The organism is Roseovarius sp. ZX-A-9, from assembly GCF_028369135.1.
Lineage (GTDB): Bacteria > Pseudomonadota > Alphaproteobacteria > Rhodobacterales > Rhodobacteraceae > Roseovarius.
The window spans coordinates 36936-55574 of sequence record NZ_JAPWHW010000013.1 but is presented as its reverse complement, the minus strand read 5'-3'; the positions used below and the strand labels follow the sequence as shown (position 1 = coordinate 55574).

Annotated in this window: 5 protein-coding genes (1 of these 5 cut by a window edge); 2 read left to right on the top strand and 3 right to left on the bottom strand. The window is 58.6% G+C overall.

Features of this window, described 5'->3' with window-relative positions; all coding sequences use genetic code 11:
* Positions 1-206 precede the first annotated feature (206 nt).
* A complete protein-coding gene (locus tag O3306_RS13620) occupies positions 207-818 on the top strand; it encodes a toxin-activating lysine-acyltransferase (protein WP_272008239.1) in 612 nt (203 codons plus the stop codon).
* 13 nt (positions 819-831) lie between these two features.
* Here the strand turns inward: O3306_RS13620 and O3306_RS13615 are convergent, their stop codons facing one another.
* Positions 832-2349, bottom strand: a complete 1518-nt coding sequence (locus O3306_RS13615; RefSeq protein WP_272008237.1) for a tryptophan halogenase family protein — start codon at positions 2347-2349, stop codon at positions 832-834.
* Positions 2350-2376: 27 nt separating this feature from the next.
* On the opposite strand from O3306_RS13615, the gene O3306_RS13610 reads away from it, so the two are divergent.
* On the top strand, positions 2377-3144 hold the full coding sequence (locus O3306_RS13610) for a DUF6445 family protein (protein WP_272008235.1): 768 nt from the start codon (positions 2377-2379) through the stop codon (positions 3142-3144).
* On the opposite strand, the gene O3306_RS13605 is transcribed toward O3306_RS13610, so the two are convergent.
* A complete protein-coding gene (locus tag O3306_RS13605) occupies positions 3141-3764 on the bottom strand; it encodes a VPLPA-CTERM sorting domain-containing protein (RefSeq protein WP_272008232.1) in 624 nt (207 codons plus the stop codon). The two genes, O3306_RS13610 and O3306_RS13605, sit on opposite strands and share 4 nt — an antisense overlap.
* A 72-nt stretch (positions 3765-3836) precedes the next feature.
* Positions 3837-18639, bottom strand: the 3' end of a protein-coding gene (locus O3306_RS13600; protein WP_272008230.1) for a tandem-95 repeat protein. Its footprint extends 15698 nt past the window's final position; the window shows 14803 of its 30501 coding nt (coding positions 15699-30501); its start codon lies beyond the right edge, outside the window — the gene reads right to left on this strand; it ends in the stop codon at positions 3837-3839.

Here is an 18639-nt window from a genome sequence, read left to right as displayed (position 1 = left end):
TTTTGGGTCGGACTTTGGGTGTCAAAGAGGGGTTGCCGATTGGCGGAAGTCTGCAGGTTTGGGCTTATGCCGGGTATCACTTGACAGAGGAGGTGGCACACCTCAAGTTGTCTACCAACGGATTAGTGAGTTGTCTTAAAAGGATTTTAGACGCTGTTAGCAGAAGTTTATCGCTTGGCGGTTTACAGGTTCAGTAAGGGAAAAACATGACCAAGAAAGATGCTACAATCGAAACGTCACGAGATGCGCCGCAGAACGGGCAAGCGAGTGAAGAAACTCAGCCGCAATCTCAGCAGATTGATCCCGAAGTCGCGGCAAAGTTGGCGAATCTGCGGTCCTCCTTGCGTGAAAACTTCGGAAAGGCTGTCATGGCCATGATGATGGTGCCGCGCTATCGGTCGCAAAATCTGGCTGATTTGCAGCACCTTGTATTGGACCCGATGCTGCAGGACCGTCTGGCATTCGCCTACCCAGGCAAGTCGGAAAAGCAGCCCATGACCGAAATGGCCGGGTTTGCCATCTGGGCGAGCGTCTCCGAAGAGGTAGATAAGCGCATTCGTGAACAACTTGCCGCGGGTGTCTTTCCGATCCGGTTGAAGACCGAGGACTGGAACAGCGGCAATATCAATTGGCTCTTGGACGTGATCGCTCCGGATCAGAAAACCATAACCAGCGTGATCGCAAACTTCCGGCAGGTGATCAAGGATGGAGAATTGCGTCTGCATCCCCTGATTTCACGCATGGTAGATGCAGAGACCCTGGAAAAGATGGGCGCCCGGCGTGACGGCGCCAAAGAACAGGGGTCGTCCGAAGCCTGAGACACATGTCTGTTCAGCCGGGTCTCACGCTTGCTTTTCCAGGCGCGCACATGCGTCTTATATAGGCTTCGTGAGGTCCCAACGCGCCGATCTGCGCCTGTGTTTCCTGTGCATTCAGGGAAATGTAGCGGCCCAAGTCCTCGGTCGGGACAGCGCGCACCATTGGGTGGAAATGCTTTGGTCGTCGGCCCTGGCCCCACATCACCTGCAACCAGCTCGCTATGTCGAACAGTTCCGTATTGAAGCGGACGATCTGACCTGTTGCGTCAAAGAGATCCAACTTCTGCGACAGACTGTCGGGGAGCGGCATCGTGCGACAATAATTCCAGAATTCGGACGTGTCGCGCTGGGTCGAGTTGTAGTGCAAAATGAGGAAATCCCGGATTGCCCTGAATTCGAAGGCCATCTGAGCGTTGTATTCCTCCTGTTGCGACGCGGCAAAGCTCCGATCCGGGAACAGTGACACAATCCGGGCGATGCCGGATTGGATCAGGTGGATCGACGTCGATTCCAATGGTTCAAGGAACCCGCTGGAGAGACCGATCGCGACGACGTTTTTATCCCAGAATTTGGCCCGCCGCCCGGTTTGGAACTTTATGAGTCGCGGATCCGCCAAGGCTGCGCCGGGCAGGTTGGCCATCAATTGGTCCGCGGCCCGCTCTTCGCTGATGTGCGACTGGGAAAAGACGTGCCCGTTCCCGGTGCGGTGTTGCAGCGGGATTTGCCATTGCCAGCCCGCCTCCCGGGCCGTGGAGCGCGTGAACGGGTCAAGCCTGCCATTGCCTTCGGACGGCACCGCCCAGGCCCGGTCACAGGGCAACCAATGAGACCAATCCTCATAGGCCACACCTAGCGCTTGGCCGATCAAAAGCGCCCGCATGCCTGTGCAATCAAGAATCAAATCCGTCTCGACCGCTCTTTCCCGGTCCAGATGCAACCGGGTGATATGGCCGCTCTCCGGGTGCTGGTCCCAGCCCTCAACGATGCCTTCGATCCGCTGTGTGCCGCGCTCCTCGGCATACCGCCGCAGGAAACCTGCGTATTTGGAGGCATCAAAATGATAGGCCGACGCAGGCATGCGCGCGCTCGTTTTTCCCGGTCCGTAAAGGCCGTGTTTGGCTGCAAGGGTGCCAGGACTGAACGCCTCGAGGTCGAGCTCCCCGCCCTCCTGATGGTAGCGCAGCCAGTATTGGTAGAACGGCAAGGTTCCGATCTTGCGCCCCACATCACCGAAACTGTGGAAGTAGCTGTGCCCCTCGCGGTGCCAGCCGATGAACTTGATCCCCAGCTTGATCGTGGCGGATGTTTCGCGCAGAAACTCCCGCTCGTCGATGCCGAGACCGCTATTGAACAGGCGGATCTGAGGGATTGTCGCCTCCCCCACACCGATGGTGCCGATGGCCTCGGACTCGATCAGGGTCACGGCCAATTGATCACCGAAATACTTCGACAAGGCGGCCGCCGCCATCCAGCCTGCGGTTCCTCCGCCCACTATTGCAACGCGCATCGGACTGGTCTGTCTTTCACTCATACTCCCACGCTAACAGGGAGAAATCCATTGGGCCATCACGAAAACCTCGTATTTCTGGATGAGATGCGGCATCGTCGGCCCATGGAGTCCTTTGAAATATCGCCTAACCTGAACATCGAAGTCAGATCGATCGGTCAGAGCGCCGAGCCGATGCTGGTGATCGATGACTTTCTGACCGATCCGACAGAGTTGGTCGATCACGCCGCCAAGTCCGAATGGACCGACTTGCCGCCCGGCGGCTATCCGGGACAACGGGCAGGATTGCCGCGCGGCTATGTTCAATCCATCCTCAGACGACTGGACGGCCCGATCCGGGACAAGCTGATCCCAGATCCTGCAAAGCTTGGAGATTTCATGTGCTCTTTCTCGATGGTCACGCGAAAGCCCGCCGATTTGGCCGAGATGCAGCGTGTGCCGCATATCGATGTGGCAATGGCAAACAGAGTCGCGATCCTGCATTACTTATGTGATGCGACGTTCGGGGGCACCGCCTTTTTCCGCCAGGACGCGACCGGGTTTGAGCAGATCAGCCCCGAGAACCGTGCCAGCTATTCCAAAGCCCGCAGCGCCGATATCGCACGATTGCAGGCTGCCCATGCCTATCCCGATCAGGACACTCCGGGATACACGCGCACAAGCTTTGTGAACGCGCGTTTCAATCGGGTCGTTGCCTATCGCAGCTTCACCTTGCACAGCGGCATTATTGACCATCCCGACGCCCTTGTCGGCGACCCGAGGCTGGGCCGCCTGACAGCTAACTTCTTTGTGGATTATGAGCCTGTTGGTGGGGACTAGGCCCTTTTGGGGCGACGTCTTCCCACGATGAATAGACCGCCCATGCCTGCGAGGACGAGTGGCAAAGTGGCTGGCAGAGGGATCGGTGCCAATGGCGAGTCCAGCGCGGTTATTGAGAAGGTGACGTCATAAGCATCCACCCCGTTGAATGCTTTGTCTGCAAAGAAATCCAGAGGTGCCAAGTTGCTGAAATTAAAGTCACCCGACGAGAGGCGCATGATTGCGTTTGCCCCAAGACCCGTTTTCCCGTTCGTCAGATTCGATAGGTTCCGCGACAGTAGAAATTCAAGCGTATCCGTCTCATTGTCACCGCTGGCAACGATGTCGAAGCGCTCAAAGTCGCTTACAGACTCGTAGCTGACCGTCACGAAATCATCAAAGCCGGTTCCATCGAACAAAAAAGAGACCCCTGAACCCGCAAAATCATCCAATACCAGTGGACTCAGAGAATCGTTGCTCAGAAGCGGGAAGAAATCATCATAGAAAACGCCGCCCGACCCTTCGTAAACAGGTGTCGTTTCCACAAATCCCAGGCCAACAAAATCGATCGGCGCGGCGTGTGCGGCACTCGTGCCCAGCAGCAGGGCCGCAGCACAGGTGCCTAAAAAGTTCTTGTTCATTTCACTTCCCCTAGTATCTCGGTCCTGGATGTTATCCCCTTGGACCTACTCGTTAAATTAAAACCACCCGTCTCAAAGCAGCGTATCTGAAACCAGTGTTATGTTCAAATCTTCCACTGTTGTCGCGTCACCGTAAACAAGGATCTGGTCCCCATCATCATCGGTCGTAATCGCCGCATAGCGCGACGTGAAGCGCACGGCATACTCTGAATCGAGCAGGATGCTGTCCAACCCGGCTTCAAAGTCGAGGATCGTCTCGCGCTCACGCAGGCCATTGGAGGCAAACACAAACGTGTCCGCCCCGCCCAGACCGTAATACTGGTCAGAACCGTCAAGACCGTTGATGATCTCATCCGCATCCGAGCCAATAAGCCGGTCGCGGTCGTTGGTGCCGAGAACCTCGATCAGGTCCGGACCTTCATCCTCATCCTCATCCGTCACCGACACAAACACAAACGCATCGTCAGTCAGAAGGCCGTCGCTGACCTCGACCTGCACTCCGTAGGTGTTGTCGCCATCGGAATCCGCAAAGGCTTCGAAGTCCGGCGCGGTCTGGAACGTCAATGCGCCGGTGGTCTGATCGATATCAAAGAGTGCACCGTCGGCGCCGCCAATGATCGAGAACGTGAGGTCTCCGCTTTCGTTGTCCACATCCGTGGCGCTGACAGTCCCGACCTCGGTCGTGTTTTCTGCCACATCAAACGCATACTCCGCCTCACCCAGTTCCGGTGCGTCGTTGACCGGGTCGACCGTCACGGTGAACGTCGCCTCGCTCACACCACCGTTTCCGTCAGAAACTGTGTAGGTAAAGGACGTCTCACCATTGAAATCAGCATCCGGGAAGAAACTCATCTTGCCATCGGGCGCGATGCCCACGTTGCCGTTCAAGGCGTTGTCCTTGAGGGCAAAAGTCAGCGCATCGCCGTCAACGTCACTGGCATTGATGGCCAGAGAGAAATCAACAATAGGCGTATCCTCATCCGTGCTGGTCTCAGCGTCAAACACCTCAGGCGCGTCGTTGATACCGTTGATTACGACCGTGGCGGTGTTCGGGGTTGTACTGGTCCCGTCGAACACGCCGAAGCTGACGGTCACATCCACGCTTTCCCCGCCGGCCAGGTCGTCGAACGCGCCGGGATCAAGTTGCAGGTCACTGCCCAGAACTGCGGCGATGCCCGTCAGGTCACGCCCGTCAGAGGAGGTCAAAACTGCTCCAGTCACGGAGAGCGGATCATCATCCGCGTCTGTCGCCCCGGCCAACAGGTCAACCGTCAGCGCGGCATCCTCTTCCGACGCTGTCAGTGCAATGGCCAAGACCTCGGGTGCAACGCCTTCGTCGACGTCCGTTACAGTCACCACAATGTCGCGGGTCGTTGTGTCAGTCCCGTCGAAGGCACCGACGCGGACCTCGTAGAGGTTATCGTCGCCGAACGGCACCTCAAAGTCGGGCGCGTTGGTAAAGCTCAATGCGCCAGTCACCGCGTCAAGGGTGAAGAGGGCATTGTCGGCGCCGCCATCCACGAGGACAAAGCTGACCGTGTCCCCTTCCGCGTCCGTCGCCGAAAGCGTGGTGACGGCCGTTTCGTTCTCGGCAACGTCAAACGCCTCACCAACCACGAGGTTTGGCAGATCATTCGCGCCAAGAACCGTGAAGCGCGCCAAAGCGTTGGTCAGAATATCGCCGTCAAACACAGCGTATTCCAGTTCAACGATGGCGGTTTCACCCGCTCCGAGATCATTAAACAGACCCGGCACGATTTGGGCTTCATTGCCATTGATCGTTGCAAAGCCCACGATCCCGCCTGCGTCGGATGCCCGCGCCAATCCCCCTGACACAGAAAGGACGTCGCCGTCGACATCACTGGCCTCAGCCAACAGATCAACCACTTGCGGGTCGTCATCCTCGGTCAGTGTCATTTCCAGAACGTTCGCGACCGGGGCGTCATTGACTGGTGCAATCGCCAGAGTGACCGCTTGCAGCGTTTCAATCTGACCGTCCGACGCTGAGAGTTCCAATACCACATCGCCGTTGAAATCCTGCGGTGGCGTGCCGGAAAGCGTGCGGCTTTCGGGATCATAGCTCAGCCAGGACGGCAGTTCTGCGCCGTCGGGTCCCCGGAACTCGATGACCAGCGCGTCACCATCTTCGTCAGTGATCTGATCATCCGCGATGGTGACCATCAATGGCGTATCTTCGGTGCCCTCGAGTGCAGTCAGCATGATGACAGGCGCATCGTTCACAGCTTCGCTGGTCACGGTGACATAGGCCGAGGTCGCGATGCCCGAACTGTCCTTGAGTTCGTAGCCAAAGCCGCCGATGCCATTGAAGTTCTCGTCGCCGACGATGGTGATCGTTCCATCTTCGCTGAGCGTGGCAGTAACGTTGTCCATTTCGAGGATGCGGGTGATGACGATCGCGTCGCGGTCGACGTCATAGTCGTTCGCGGTCAACTGCGAGGTGAAGATCGTGAGAACCTCGTCCTCTTGCAGCAGCAGTTCATCATCCAGGGCCACGGGTGCGTCGCTGACGGCCAGCACTTCAATTTCGACCGTTGTCGGCACTTCAAATCCGGTCTCATTGGTGAGCGCGTAAGTCAGGCGGAAGGTGCCGAAGTAATCTTGCTCTGTCGTGACGCGGAAGAGGCCGCTGTCGAGTTCTTCGACCGTGGCGGGGCTGCCAAAGGGTGCCTCGAGACCAAGGAATATGACCTCGGAACCCAGTGGGATATCGTCATTGGCCATCAACTCGAGCGGGTCGAGGTCAATGAAGGTGTCCTCGAGCATCTCATAGCTCGCATCAGACACTGCCACCGGCACCTCAAAGAGCGGCAGCACCAGAACGGTGGCGTAGCCGATGCTTGTGGCGCCAAATTCATCAGTCACACGGTAGTTAAATCCACCGTCGCCAAAGTACCCTTCGCGGCCCTGGAAGACGGCAGTTTGGCCGTCTTGGAATACGGTGCCGTTGTCTCCGTCGAAGACTTCGACGATCGAGAATGCATCGCCTTCGACATCCCGGTCATTGAACAGGAGGTCGGCAAAGTCGATGACGAAAGGTTCGTCCTGGTTGCCGATAAAGAACCCGTCGGTGTTGGCGATCGGGGCGTCATTAACGGCCTCGACGTCGAACGTGATTCGGCCTGTGTCGCGCAGGCGGCCATCGGTGATCGTGTATCCAAAGCTGAACTCACCGTTGACGTTTTCGTCCGGCACAAACTGATAGCGTCCGTCGGGCAGTTCGATGATACGGCCGTCTTGGATTTCCGACTGGATCGACACGAATTCAAGCGTGTCGCCATCGGCGTCAGTATCGTTCGCCAAGAGATCGGCAATGGTGAATTCGAACGGCGTGTCTTCGACAGTGTCAAACCGGTCGGTGACGGCCTCGGGCCGCTGGTTGGTGCTTACTACATTCAGCGCGACCGTGCCGGTGCTGTCGCCATGTCGGTCATCAGTGACCGAGTAAGTGAACAGTGCCTGCCCCGCGAAATCAGGCGTTGGCGTGAAGGTGATATTCGTCCCGTCGAACGCCACCGTTCCGTTTTGGGCGCTGTCGACGCTGATCCCAAGGAAGCGGATCGGGTCGCCATCGACATCAAGATCGTTGGCCAAAAGCTGAGACGGTGTGATCGTAATGAAGCTGTCTTCGAAAACGTTGAACTTGTCGGTCACCGCAATGGGCGGATCGAGAAGCGACGCGACATCGAAGAGGACTGTTCCATCGGCCGCACCCTCGCTGTCGTCTGTGATCGTGTAGGTCACGGCGACTTCACCGGCAAAGCCAGCGTCAGGTGTGAACGTGACGGTCGCATCGGCGTTGCCGTCAAAGGCAAAGGTCTGGGTTTCGGACTGCGTTGTTGTGCCGTCTGAATTGGTGAAGGTGATCTCCAACTCACCCAGCGCATCCAGCGGTACCGTAGCCTCCAATGCGCCGGATGTTTCGTCAACACTGATCCAGTCGGGCAGCACGCTGCCATCCGCCAGCGTGGCCGTCCATGTGCCCCCGGCTAGCGGCGTCAACGCGGTCGGCGTGGCCACCGAAACGACGCCCAAGGCGACATCAACGGCCCCATTCAGGCTGTCGCCCAGTTCCACGACACGCAGCGGATCCCCGTCGTCGTCACGGTCATTGGCCAGCAGGTCTGCAATGGTGAACGTTACATTGCCGTTCTCGAACAGGTCGAACTCGTCGGTTTCGGCCACCGGACGTTCCCGCTGGGCCAGCACGTTGAAGACGATGACGGCCGGATCAGACACCGCCCCCTTTTCGTCGTTGGCAGTGTAGGTGAAGGCCACAGCGCCATTGAAATCGGAGGGCGTGGTCAGGTTGATACGCTCGGGCAGATCAAAGACCGAGATATTGTCGTCTTCCGAGACTGTAAACGTCTCATCCACCACAACTTCGGTGATGATTGAGAACGCGGGCAATCCGTTGCCTGCTTCGATATCCAAGCGCACCGGAACGGTGCCCACATAGTTCGACGGTGGCCGCCCGGAGAAGGTCAGTGTCTCGGCGTCAAAGTTCAACCAGTTGTCCAGTGGTGCACCACTTTCGCGCCTGACTGTGATGCTCGCAGCGTTCGACAGATCGATGCCAAACACGTCTCCGGCTTCAAGTCCCGGAATTCCGGCGAGGACGTCGTTGATCGCCTCATCAAACGGTTCTTGCGGATCAACGACAAACTCGATGGTGAAACCTTCATGCGAGGCATAGTACGTGTCGTCCGGCAGGCCTGGTTTGTCGTCGGGTGTAAAGACAATCTGCAAACGGGCCAAACCGTCGGTGTCGTCAATCTCAAAATCAGAAAATCCAAGCTCTCGGCTGGCCTCATCAAAGCTGAGCCAAGAGGGCAGGGGGCGTCCGCCGATCTTGCTGGCGCTGAACCCGCCAGCGGAGATGTCAAAGACTGCGATGTCGTCATCTGTACCTTCAAAGGACTGGGCAAAGTCAGACCGTAGCTCGAAACCCTCCAGCACAGTATCTTCGACCGAAACTCCATTGGACAGCGCTGCGACGTCGCCTGCGTTGGTTGGATCAAAGGTGAACCTGGTTGGATAGATGCCGTCGCTTGCGGGATCGACGAGGAACACAATCACCTCAATCGGGTCGGTCGCGCCGGCTGGCACATCGCCTTCAAAGGTCATCGATGCCTCGTCGAAGGACAGCCACTCGGGCAGCTCGCTGTTGTTCGACGATTTGGCGGAAGTGGTGTAATCCTCTGAAATGTAACGGTTTGTGAGCACACCCAGTTGAACCGTTTCTTCAAAGAAGATCACGTCACCTTCGAGATCGAGGTCATTGCCGAAGGCTTCGGCGGGGATCACGTATTGCGGACCGTCTTCCAGGCCACGGACAACGTCATTGCGCAGTTCAGGCGCCGTGTTACGCGGAAGAACCGTTATGTAGACGTTCGCCGTGTCGGTCAGGCCGCGGCCATCATTGATGGTGTATTCAAAGCTCGCCTGACCGTTGAAGTTCTCCTTAACAGCGAATTCGATCATGCCGTCATCGGTCACCCGGACCTTTCCGTTCTCGGCAAAGCGGTACACGCTTTCGAAGAAGAGCGGATCGTCGTCCGGATCGGTGTCGTTTGCGAGGATTGTGGCCGGATCGATCAGGATTACCTCTTCTTGAAGCATCCGGATGCCGTAGTCATCGCGCGCATTGGGTTCCAGATTTTGTGGCCGGACATTGATCATGAATTCTAGCGTCGCCTCGGCGCCACGCTCGTCAATCACATCAAAGGCGATGCTTGCGGCCCCCAGGAAGAACGGCGTGAATTCGATGATGCCGGTATCGGGGTCGAAGTTTTCAATTCCGTTTTGGGTGGCGTTGCCATCCGCGGCGATGTGCAGACCGACAAACTCGAAACTGTCGCCTTCAATGTCGTAGACCTTCGACATCAGCTGATCGACGGTGAAGGTTGTCGTTTCCTCCAGCTTCGCTGACACGGCGCGTTCGCGAATGCGTGGCGCGTCGTTCACCGGTGCGAAGTAGATTTCGACGTCTGCTGTATCTTGCGCGCCGTCGTTGTCCTCCAGCACGTACCGGAACCCGGCAAAGCCAAAGAAATCAGGTCTCGACAAGAGCTCGATATACTGACCCGAGATCGTCCAAGCCGCATCCGTGGCCGCCCCGTCGTAATCCCGGTCCTTGTAGGGGCGCAACTCGTCGCCATCGAGGTTGGTCAGCGGCTGAGCGGATACAATACGCAGCCCTTCCATGGCCGCGTCGCCGTCCACGTCGTAGTCGTTGGCCAGAAGATTCTCGATGCGGATGCGCAGCGGTACGTCCTCGACCCCGTAAACGAGCGGGTCGTCATTGGCGACGGGCGCGTCGTTGACCGCCGACAAATTCACCTCAACCCGGGCTGTGGATTCGCGACCCAGCGGGTCACGCACGGTGTATGTGAAGAAGGCATCACCGTTGAAGTCCTGAGCTCCGAGGAACTCGATCATTCCGTCGCCGTTGATCTCGACCGTGCCGGATTGCGAGGACTGAACAGAGATCAGTTCAAGCTGATCAACGCCCGCCTCGGCATCGTTGCGCAACAGATCGACCGGATCGATGATCGCCACTTCGTCTTCGATGCCGAAGCGGAACACGTCGTTAGCTGCATTGAACCGACCTTCGCGCAGGCGGTCTTCGATCTCGGTCACACCCCAGATGGTGCTATCGCCGAATACGATCTGTTCCAAACCGGTTTCGGCACCCAGGAAGTGGTCGGTCACCGTCACCGTATCGATCAGGAACCCGTCGTCGCGTTCGAATTCGATGAACAGATCGTCACCGAGGCGAAGGAAAGACAGATCCTTGGTCGTCAGCTCTGATGCAAGGACCAGCCGGTCGATATCGCCCCCATCGCCCAGTTCTTCGATTGTATCCTCTGAGCTGTCGAGGCCGAAGAGGTAGTCGTCCGACCCAAATCCGCCTTTGAGAAGATCGTTGCCAAAGCCACCATCAAAGACATCGGTTGCAACGGACCCGATAAAGGTGTCGCCAAAAGATGACCCGATGAGCTTTTCGATCGAGATCAGTTGATCGCCAAGCGCTTCACCAGCGAGACCTTGGCCAAGATCCAGGTCGACAGTCACGGCCTCGTCGGCGAATTCATAATCGGCAGTGTCAAAGCCATCACGGCCATCAATCAGGTCGGCACCGCGGCTGCCGCGGAAATGGTTGTCGCCTTCGTCGCCACGCAGGGTGTCGTCCTGGAAGCTTGCAAAAATGATTTCGATACCGTCGAACGTGTCGCCTTCGGCGTCACCGCCGGATGCGGTGCCCGCTGCGATGTCGATATCGATGCCGTCGTTTGACAGGGTGTATTCAACGACGTCGATACCCCCACCACCTTGCAGGTCATCGCCACCGCGCCCGCCAATCAAGGTGTCGTCGCCAAGGCCGCCAAAGAGGCTATCTGCCTCGCGGCCACCCTCGAGGCGGTTGTTTCCGTCGTCGCCTTCCAAACGGTCGGCGAAGTCGGTGCCAATCAGGTTCTCTATGCTGATCAGGGTGTCGCCTGTGGCCTGACCACCGGACGCCGTACCGTTAGCGAGCGAAACATCGACTGCCTCGGCAGAGTTGAAATAGTTTGCGGTATCAGCGCCATCGCCACCGTCCAAGGTGTCGGCCCCGGCTCCCCCTTCGAGGAGATCGTCGCCGTCCCCACCTTCGAGAGTGTCTTCGCCCACACGGCCAAGCAGTTCGTCCCGGCCGTCATGTCCGGCAAGACGATTGTTCTGGTCGTCACCGCCGAGAATGTCGCGGAATTCGGTGCCGATGAACGCTTCGACATTGAAATACCGGTCGCCCTGCGCAAAGCCGCCCTGTCCGATCAGCGTGGTTAAATCAGCGCGAACGCCGATGTTTGACCCGGTGAAGACAACGGTGTCAAACCCGTCACCGCCGCGAATTTCGTCGGCTCCATCGCCACCATCGACCAGATCGTCACCATCTCCGGCCTCGATCAGGTCGTCGCCGAGGCTTGCCAGGATCGTGTCATTGCCCCCTTGCGCCACGATATGATCGTCGGACCGGTAGCCAAAGATCGTCTCGTCCAGCTCGTTCCCTTCAATGTAGTCGATGAACGGCGTGCCCGTCAGTTCCTGCCCGTAGAAATCGGCTACAACGGCATAGGCAAATCCGACATCCTCAAGGCCTTCCTCATCGGCGATGCGGTACTGGATCGTGACCGGACCGGTGAAGCCCGGGTCAAACCGGGCCACCATGAATTCAGTGTCCCGGAAGGTGATCATCTCGAACGAGCCAACCTCGATCCGATAGCCCTGAGCGAGCTCCACCGGATCATAGATCGCATCGACACCAACAAAGGTGGGCCGATCCCGATTAGGGTCATCCAGATCATCGTCCCGGATACCATCGAGGTCCTGGTCGGCCTGTTCGATGTCCCAGTCGTTAAAGACCAGATCGTCGGCGCGGATGACAAGTGGCACCTCGAACGGTGTTACAAAACCCGGATCATCTTCGACCGTCGGGTCGTCATTGGACGGAACGATGTCAATGTCGACAAAGCCTTCATCCGTCGCCCCTGATGCATCCTGCAGCAGGTAGACAAAGCCGGACGAGAAGTTGGCATCGATGTTGGGCGTGAACAGGAGGTCGCCATCCTGGTTCAACTCGAGCATTCCGTTGAGCGGCCCGGCGGCCTTTCCGCCGAACTTGAAGACATCGCCCAGCCCGTTCAGCAACCGGTAGCCGACGACTTGCAGGCCTTCGGTGCCGTCCACGTCGGTGTCGTTGCCGAGAAGCGTGTCGAGACGGATGACCGTCGGGATGTCCTCGGCAACAAGGAACAGGTCCGGCTCGGCCTCGGGTGGCGCCATCGAGGTCGGCTCAAAGAACATAGTGACGACACCGCCATCCACCAATCCTTCGTTGTCGGTCGCCGAGTAGCCGAAGGTGGCCTCTCCGAAGAAGCCATCGTCGGGGGTAAAGATCAGGCTGTCGCCATCGCGCACAACGTCTCCGTTGATCCCGCCCGTCGCATTCTCGAAGGAGACGGCGAAACCTTCGATATCGGTGTCGTTCTTCAGTAGTTCGATGATCGGAATGACCAGAGGCGTGTTCTGCGTGCCGCGAAGGACATTCGCGAAGGCATCGTTGCCATAGTTGTCGTCGCGCACGACTGGGCGGTCATTGACCGGCTGGTAGACGATTGTCGCGGTGGCAATATCGGACCCGCCTTGTCCGTCATCAACACGGTAGACAAAGCTGGCCTCGCCAAAGAAATTCGCGTTCGGTTCGAACAGGACGGTCTGGTTGTCTAGCAAAGTCGCCCGACCGTTCACAGTGTTGCCCACGTTGGTCAGCTGCAGCAAATCGCCCTCGCGATCGAAATCATTGGCTGTCAGGCGCGCGAGGCTAAGGATGATCGGATTGTCTTCCAGAATCGGACCACCCGCCTGAGTCAGTTCGAACCGGTCATCGGTGGCATCTGGCGCATCATTCACCGGGTTGATGACGACGGTCACCGTTCCGGTGGAAACCTCACCAGAGGGGTCGGCGACCGTATAGTCGAAGGTCGCTGTGCCAAAGAAGTCGTCCGCCGGCGTGACGACAATATTGCCGTCGCCATCTATCGTGGCGAACAATTCGGCGCTTGAGGTCACTGATTGCAACGTCAGAATATCGCCATCGATGTCGCTGTCGTTTTCCAGCAACTGCGCCGGGCTGAGGACAAAAGTCTGGCCCTCATCAACTGTGAACCCGGAATCGTTGACTGCCACGGGCGCGTCATTGACCGAGGTGACGTCGATATAGACATTCGCCTCGGCCCGCCCGCCTTCGGGCGTATTGGCCGCATAGGTGAACTGTGCCGGTCCGACATAGTCGGCAAACGGAGTAAACCCGATATCGCCACCTGACGACAGGGCGACGGTGCCTCCAATCGCGTCAAAGACCTGACCTACGATCATCCGATCGCCATCGATGTCGTTTGACAGCAGGCGCTCGACCCGGATGGTCAGGAAATCGTCTTCGGCCACGGCAAAACCGTCATCATCCAGCGCCTCGGCAACGGGGCGAACATTGACGTTGATCAAGCCATCGCCAAAGGCGTTCCGATCATCAGTGATGCGGTAGCTAATCGTCGTGGAACCGACGAACCCGGCCGCTGAGGTGAATTGGATATTGCCATCCCCGTTGATGAAGGCAACGGCGTCCGGACTTCCATCCACGGCAATGAGCCGCAGCGGGTCATTGTCAGCATCAAAGTCGTTGCCCAGCACATCGCGCAACTCGATGGTCAGAGCCTCGCCGGATGTAACCGCAAAGAACCCGTCTTCGTTGGCGACAGGTGCATTGTTGTCCAGCAAGGTCAGCAGGGTGTCCCGCAACCAGACGGCATTGTCGTCAAAGCGGATCTGTTCGACCCCGCGTCCGTCCTCGGCCAGCGCATCGATCAGAGTAACGCTGTCTTCCTCGTTGCCTGCAAACTCGAGCAGGATCGACTCGCTGCCGCGGAAGAGGCGGCTCACTGTGACTTCGGATGTATCAAAACCGATCAGCTCGAGCACATCGACATCGCCGAGGTCAGCGCGCGCGTCCTCGATGGTGTCGTGCCCATCGCCCAATTCGAAGAGGAAACGGTCGCTACCATCACCACCAAAGGCAACGTCATTGCCCAAGGACAGGTTGAAGATATCATCACCAGCAAAGCCAAACACATTGTCGCTGCCGTCGCTCTGGACACCATCGAGCGCCTCGGATCGCATCTCGGCCCGAGTCCAAACGGTGTTGTCAGCAAAACGCAGGTTCAGCGATCCGCGGAATCCGTTCACACTGCCCAACGCATCGACCAGAACCAGTCGGTCTGCAAAGCCCGCGTTGAAGATCAGGACCAGATCGTCACTTTCCGGTCCGCCGCGCATGACCGAGAAAAGGTCATCGCGCGTGTAGTCCAGCAGGCGGACTTCGCTGTCGCCGTTGCCCAACGCGTCGATCCGGTCGTCGCCGTCGCCTGCGGCATATCGGTAGATATCGTTGCCATTGCCACCGATGATCAGGTCACTGCCTGGTCCACCAGTCAGATCGTCGTCGCCGTCCGATCCGAGGATGATTTCTCCGCCGTCGGTCGCTTGTGCGGCGACGAGCTGTGCCTGAATATCGGCGATGGTGAAAGTGGTGCCGTCATCCTCCAGAATGACCTGTTCAATGCCGCGCCCATTGGTGCTGAGCCCGTCGACAATTATGATCTGATCATCACTGCCCGAGAATTGCAGGACAACGTCGGGGCTGTCAGTTCCAAGTTGTTTGAAGCGAATGTCGCCGACATCGTATCCGGTGATGCGGAGCACATCTGCGGCAGAGGTGGCTTCATCGCGCAGGATGTCGCGGCCATCGCCTGCGGCAAAGCGATAGGTGTCATCCCCTTCCGCTCCTGAAACACGGTCGTCTCCCAGTCCACCAGCGAGATCGTTGTCCGAGGCATCACCAAAGAGGAAGTCATCCAGGACGGTCGGAACCGCCGCGATGAGATCGCCAACTGTCCATTCCGTGCCATCGTCGAACCGGACGGTCTCGATCCTTCCGGTGGTCAGCGCATCGTCAATGCGCACTCGGTCGCCATCGTCGCCGATGGCTAGGATGATTGCACTGCCATCACTGCTTTGGGCGACACGCACGTCTGCGACAGAGATACCGGGCCCGAGGTCCAGCACATCGGCATCACCGCCCGCGTCGACGATGCGGTCCTGATCGTCGCCAAGATTGAACCGGTAAGTGTCGTCGCCAAGGCCGCCTTCCAACAGGTCAACACCTGCGCCACCGGCCAGATCGTCGTCTTCACCGAATGTGATCAGATGGTCATCGCCACCCAGACCGTCCAGCACTTCGACTCCGTCAGTGCCGAAGATGACATCATCAGCTTCTGTCGATTCCAGTGCAATATCGACGAGCATCTGCGCCGTCCATACGGTGTTGTCGTCAAAGCGGACTTCGCCAATGGACATGGCCGGGTCGGCGTCCCAGCCAAGATCCAGCCGGTCACCGGTGCCGTTGATCTGCAGGATGATGGTGGGCTGGCCGCGCACGATAGAGACGTCGGCAGGTGAAATGCCCGGGCCGAACTGCACGACGTTGATCCCGTCACGATCATCGATCCGGTCCTGACCGTCGCCGAGGTTAAACAGGTAGGTATCGTTGCCGCCAGCGCCCTGCAGGAGGTCATCACCCAGATTGCCCGTCAAGGTTTCATCCGCGTCCGAACCGATCAGGGTATCGTTGCCGCCGAGGCCGTCGAGCGTCGTGCCGGTAAGGATGGCAAGTACGTCGTCGCCGTCTGTTGCCCCCATCGACAGAGCCTGAATGGCCGCAAGGCTCAACTCCGTCCCGTCGTCAAAAGCCACAGTTTCGATCTGCGCCCGTTCAAGCAGAATCCGCGTGGTTCCGCCCAGAATACGCAGTTCCAGATTGTCGCCGACTTGGACAACCGAAAGGTCCGCCGGAAGGATACCGGTCGCAAACTCGATGCGATCAATGCCGCCTTCGTCCGTCAACCTGTCGAGGCCATCATTGGCACCAAAGACATAGGTGTCGTTTTCCGCGCCACCTTGCAGCAGGTCATCACCTGCGCCACCTTCGAATATGTCGTTGCCGCTGAACTCGGCATCGCCGTCACCGCCCGTCAGGGTGTCGTTGCCAGCGCCGCCTTGGATGATATCGTCACCCGCGCCGCCCTGCAGATCATCGTTTCCAGCTTCACCGGCGATCAGATCGTTGCCAAAGCCACCGAGGATCAGGTCACCATCGGCGCCACCGGCGAGGCTGTCGTCACCGGCAAAGCCCCGGATCTCGTCCGCGCCACCATTGCCAAAGATCAGGTCGTTCAGCGGGCCGCCACCGATGGTGTTGCCTTCTTCATCGTCCTGAATGCCGCCACCGTCACCACTCAATGCGACACCGCCAAAGTTGGCCGCTGTCAGGTCAGTGGCAGTGACCCCTTCCAATCGCAGAACAGAGCGGCTGGAGCCATCATCCGCCCGCAGGACCACGGTCGTGTCCAAGCCGTCCTGTAACAGTGACAAGCGGCCCGAAACGAAGGGGTTCGGTGTCGATGAGGCAAGCCGGATTACATCGCCAGTATCCCCGGGCGTGAAGTCGGTGATCACGTCCTCGGCTATGTCCGCGCTGATCTCGAAATTCGGCAAATAGCGGTAGGTGTCGCGTCCGGCCCCACCAGACATGGTGTCGACCGCGTCATCGGCGATGATATCGCCAAAGATATCGTCGCCATCGCCGGCATCAATGCTGTCCGCACCTTCGCCACCTTCGATGTAGTCGTCGAGAGCAGTGCCGGTCAGGGTGTTGTCATCGCCGTCGCCGTAGATGGCGTCGCCGTCGATCCCCAAATCGGGGGCGATTCGGGCAATGATCTCGGCATCGGAGAGGGTGACCATACTGTCGGCCAACAGGACCTGTTCGATCCGGCCCGCGCCATCATCAGCAAAGAAGCTGCGCACCACAATCTTGTCGGTGCTGCTGCTGAACCGGATGGTCAGGTCGGTGGCATCGTCGCCCGTCTGGCTGAACCGAAGATCGTCGGCGCCATAGCCTTCAATCCGCAGGACATCCCCGCCGCTGTCGCCCATGTCGTCGATCTCGTCCTGACCGTCACCGGCGACAAAGATGTAAAGGTCGTCTCCAGACCCGCCCGAGGTCGTGTCATTGCCGGTGCCACCCTCCAGAGTGTCGGCCCCTTCGCCGCCCGAGAGGTCATCGTCGTCGGCGCCACCGTCGAGGTCATCATCCCCACCCAGCCCACTGAGGCTATCATCACCCTCAAGCCCGATCAGGGAATCCGCCTGATCAGAGCCGATATAATCGTCATCTCCCGGCGTGCCCGTTGTCGCACGGGCCAGCAGTTCTGCCGCATCCCAGGACGAGCCATCATCAAAGGCAATCGTCTCAATCGCGCCAACGCCGCTCAAGGCGTTTTCGATGGTCAGGCGATCTTCGGATCCGGCAAAGCGCAACTCGAGCCCGGTCGCGGTTTTACGCACCGAAATGTCATCCTGGGCGATGCCCGGCCCGAATTCGATACGGTCGAGGCCGTCAGCATCGTCGATGATGTCCTGACCATCGCCAGCATTGTAGATGTAGGTGTCGTCGTTGACACCGCCCCGCAAGATATCCGGCCCGGTTCCGCCATTAAGCGTGTCGTTGCCTTCGCCGCCTTCAAGAAGGTCAGCGCCTTCATCGCCGCTGAGGTCGTCGTCTCCCGCTCGGCCAAAGAGGGAGTCATCCCCAAGGCCACCTGCAAATCCGTCATCGAGTTCAGACCCCTGCACATTCTCGGCGCCGTCGCCCAGCGTTTGTGAGGCGGCAAGGATGTCGGCGAAACTCCAGACTGCACCGGTGCCATTGTCGAAGCGAAGTTCTTCAATCCGGTTGGAGGGGGTATCCAACGCCCCGATCAGCGTGATCCGATCCTCTGTGCCGACCAGTCTCAGAATCAGATTACTGCCGGATTGGTCGACGCGCAGATCGGCCTCGGCGATACCTGCGCCGAGAACGATGGTATCGGTTCCGCCAAAGTCTTCGATGGAGTCCTGTCCATCACCAAAGCCAAAGCGATAGGTTTCGTCACCAGAGACGTCGGTCAGGGTGTCGTTGCCCGTACCTCCAGTAATATCATCACTGTCAGCGCCACCTTCGACAGCATCATCGCCGCCGCCGGCATCGACCGAATCCTCACCAGCGCCTGCGTCAATGGCTTCGGCGTCGTCGTCTCCCGTCAGCGTCTCGCCCAGATCTGTGCCCGTTAGAACGGTGTCGAGCGCTGCCGCGAGGGCGACCAGATCCGCATGGCTCCAAACCGTTCCGTCGTCAAAGCGAGTCTCTTCAACGACCGCGTCG

Excerpts from the sequence above, each read along its gene's own strand:
- O3306_RS13605 (WP_272008232.1), bottom strand. The coding sequence starts at position 3,764 with ATGAACAAGAACTTTTTAGGCACCTGTGCTGCGGCCCTGCTGCTGGGC.
- O3306_RS13620 (WP_272008239.1), top strand. The coding sequence starts at position 207 with ATGACCAAGAAAGATGCTACAATCGAAACGTCACGAGATGCGCCGCAG.
- O3306_RS13615 (WP_272008237.1), bottom strand. The coding sequence starts at position 2,349 with ATGAGTGAAAGACAGACCAGTCCGATGCGCGTTGCAATAGTGGGCGGA.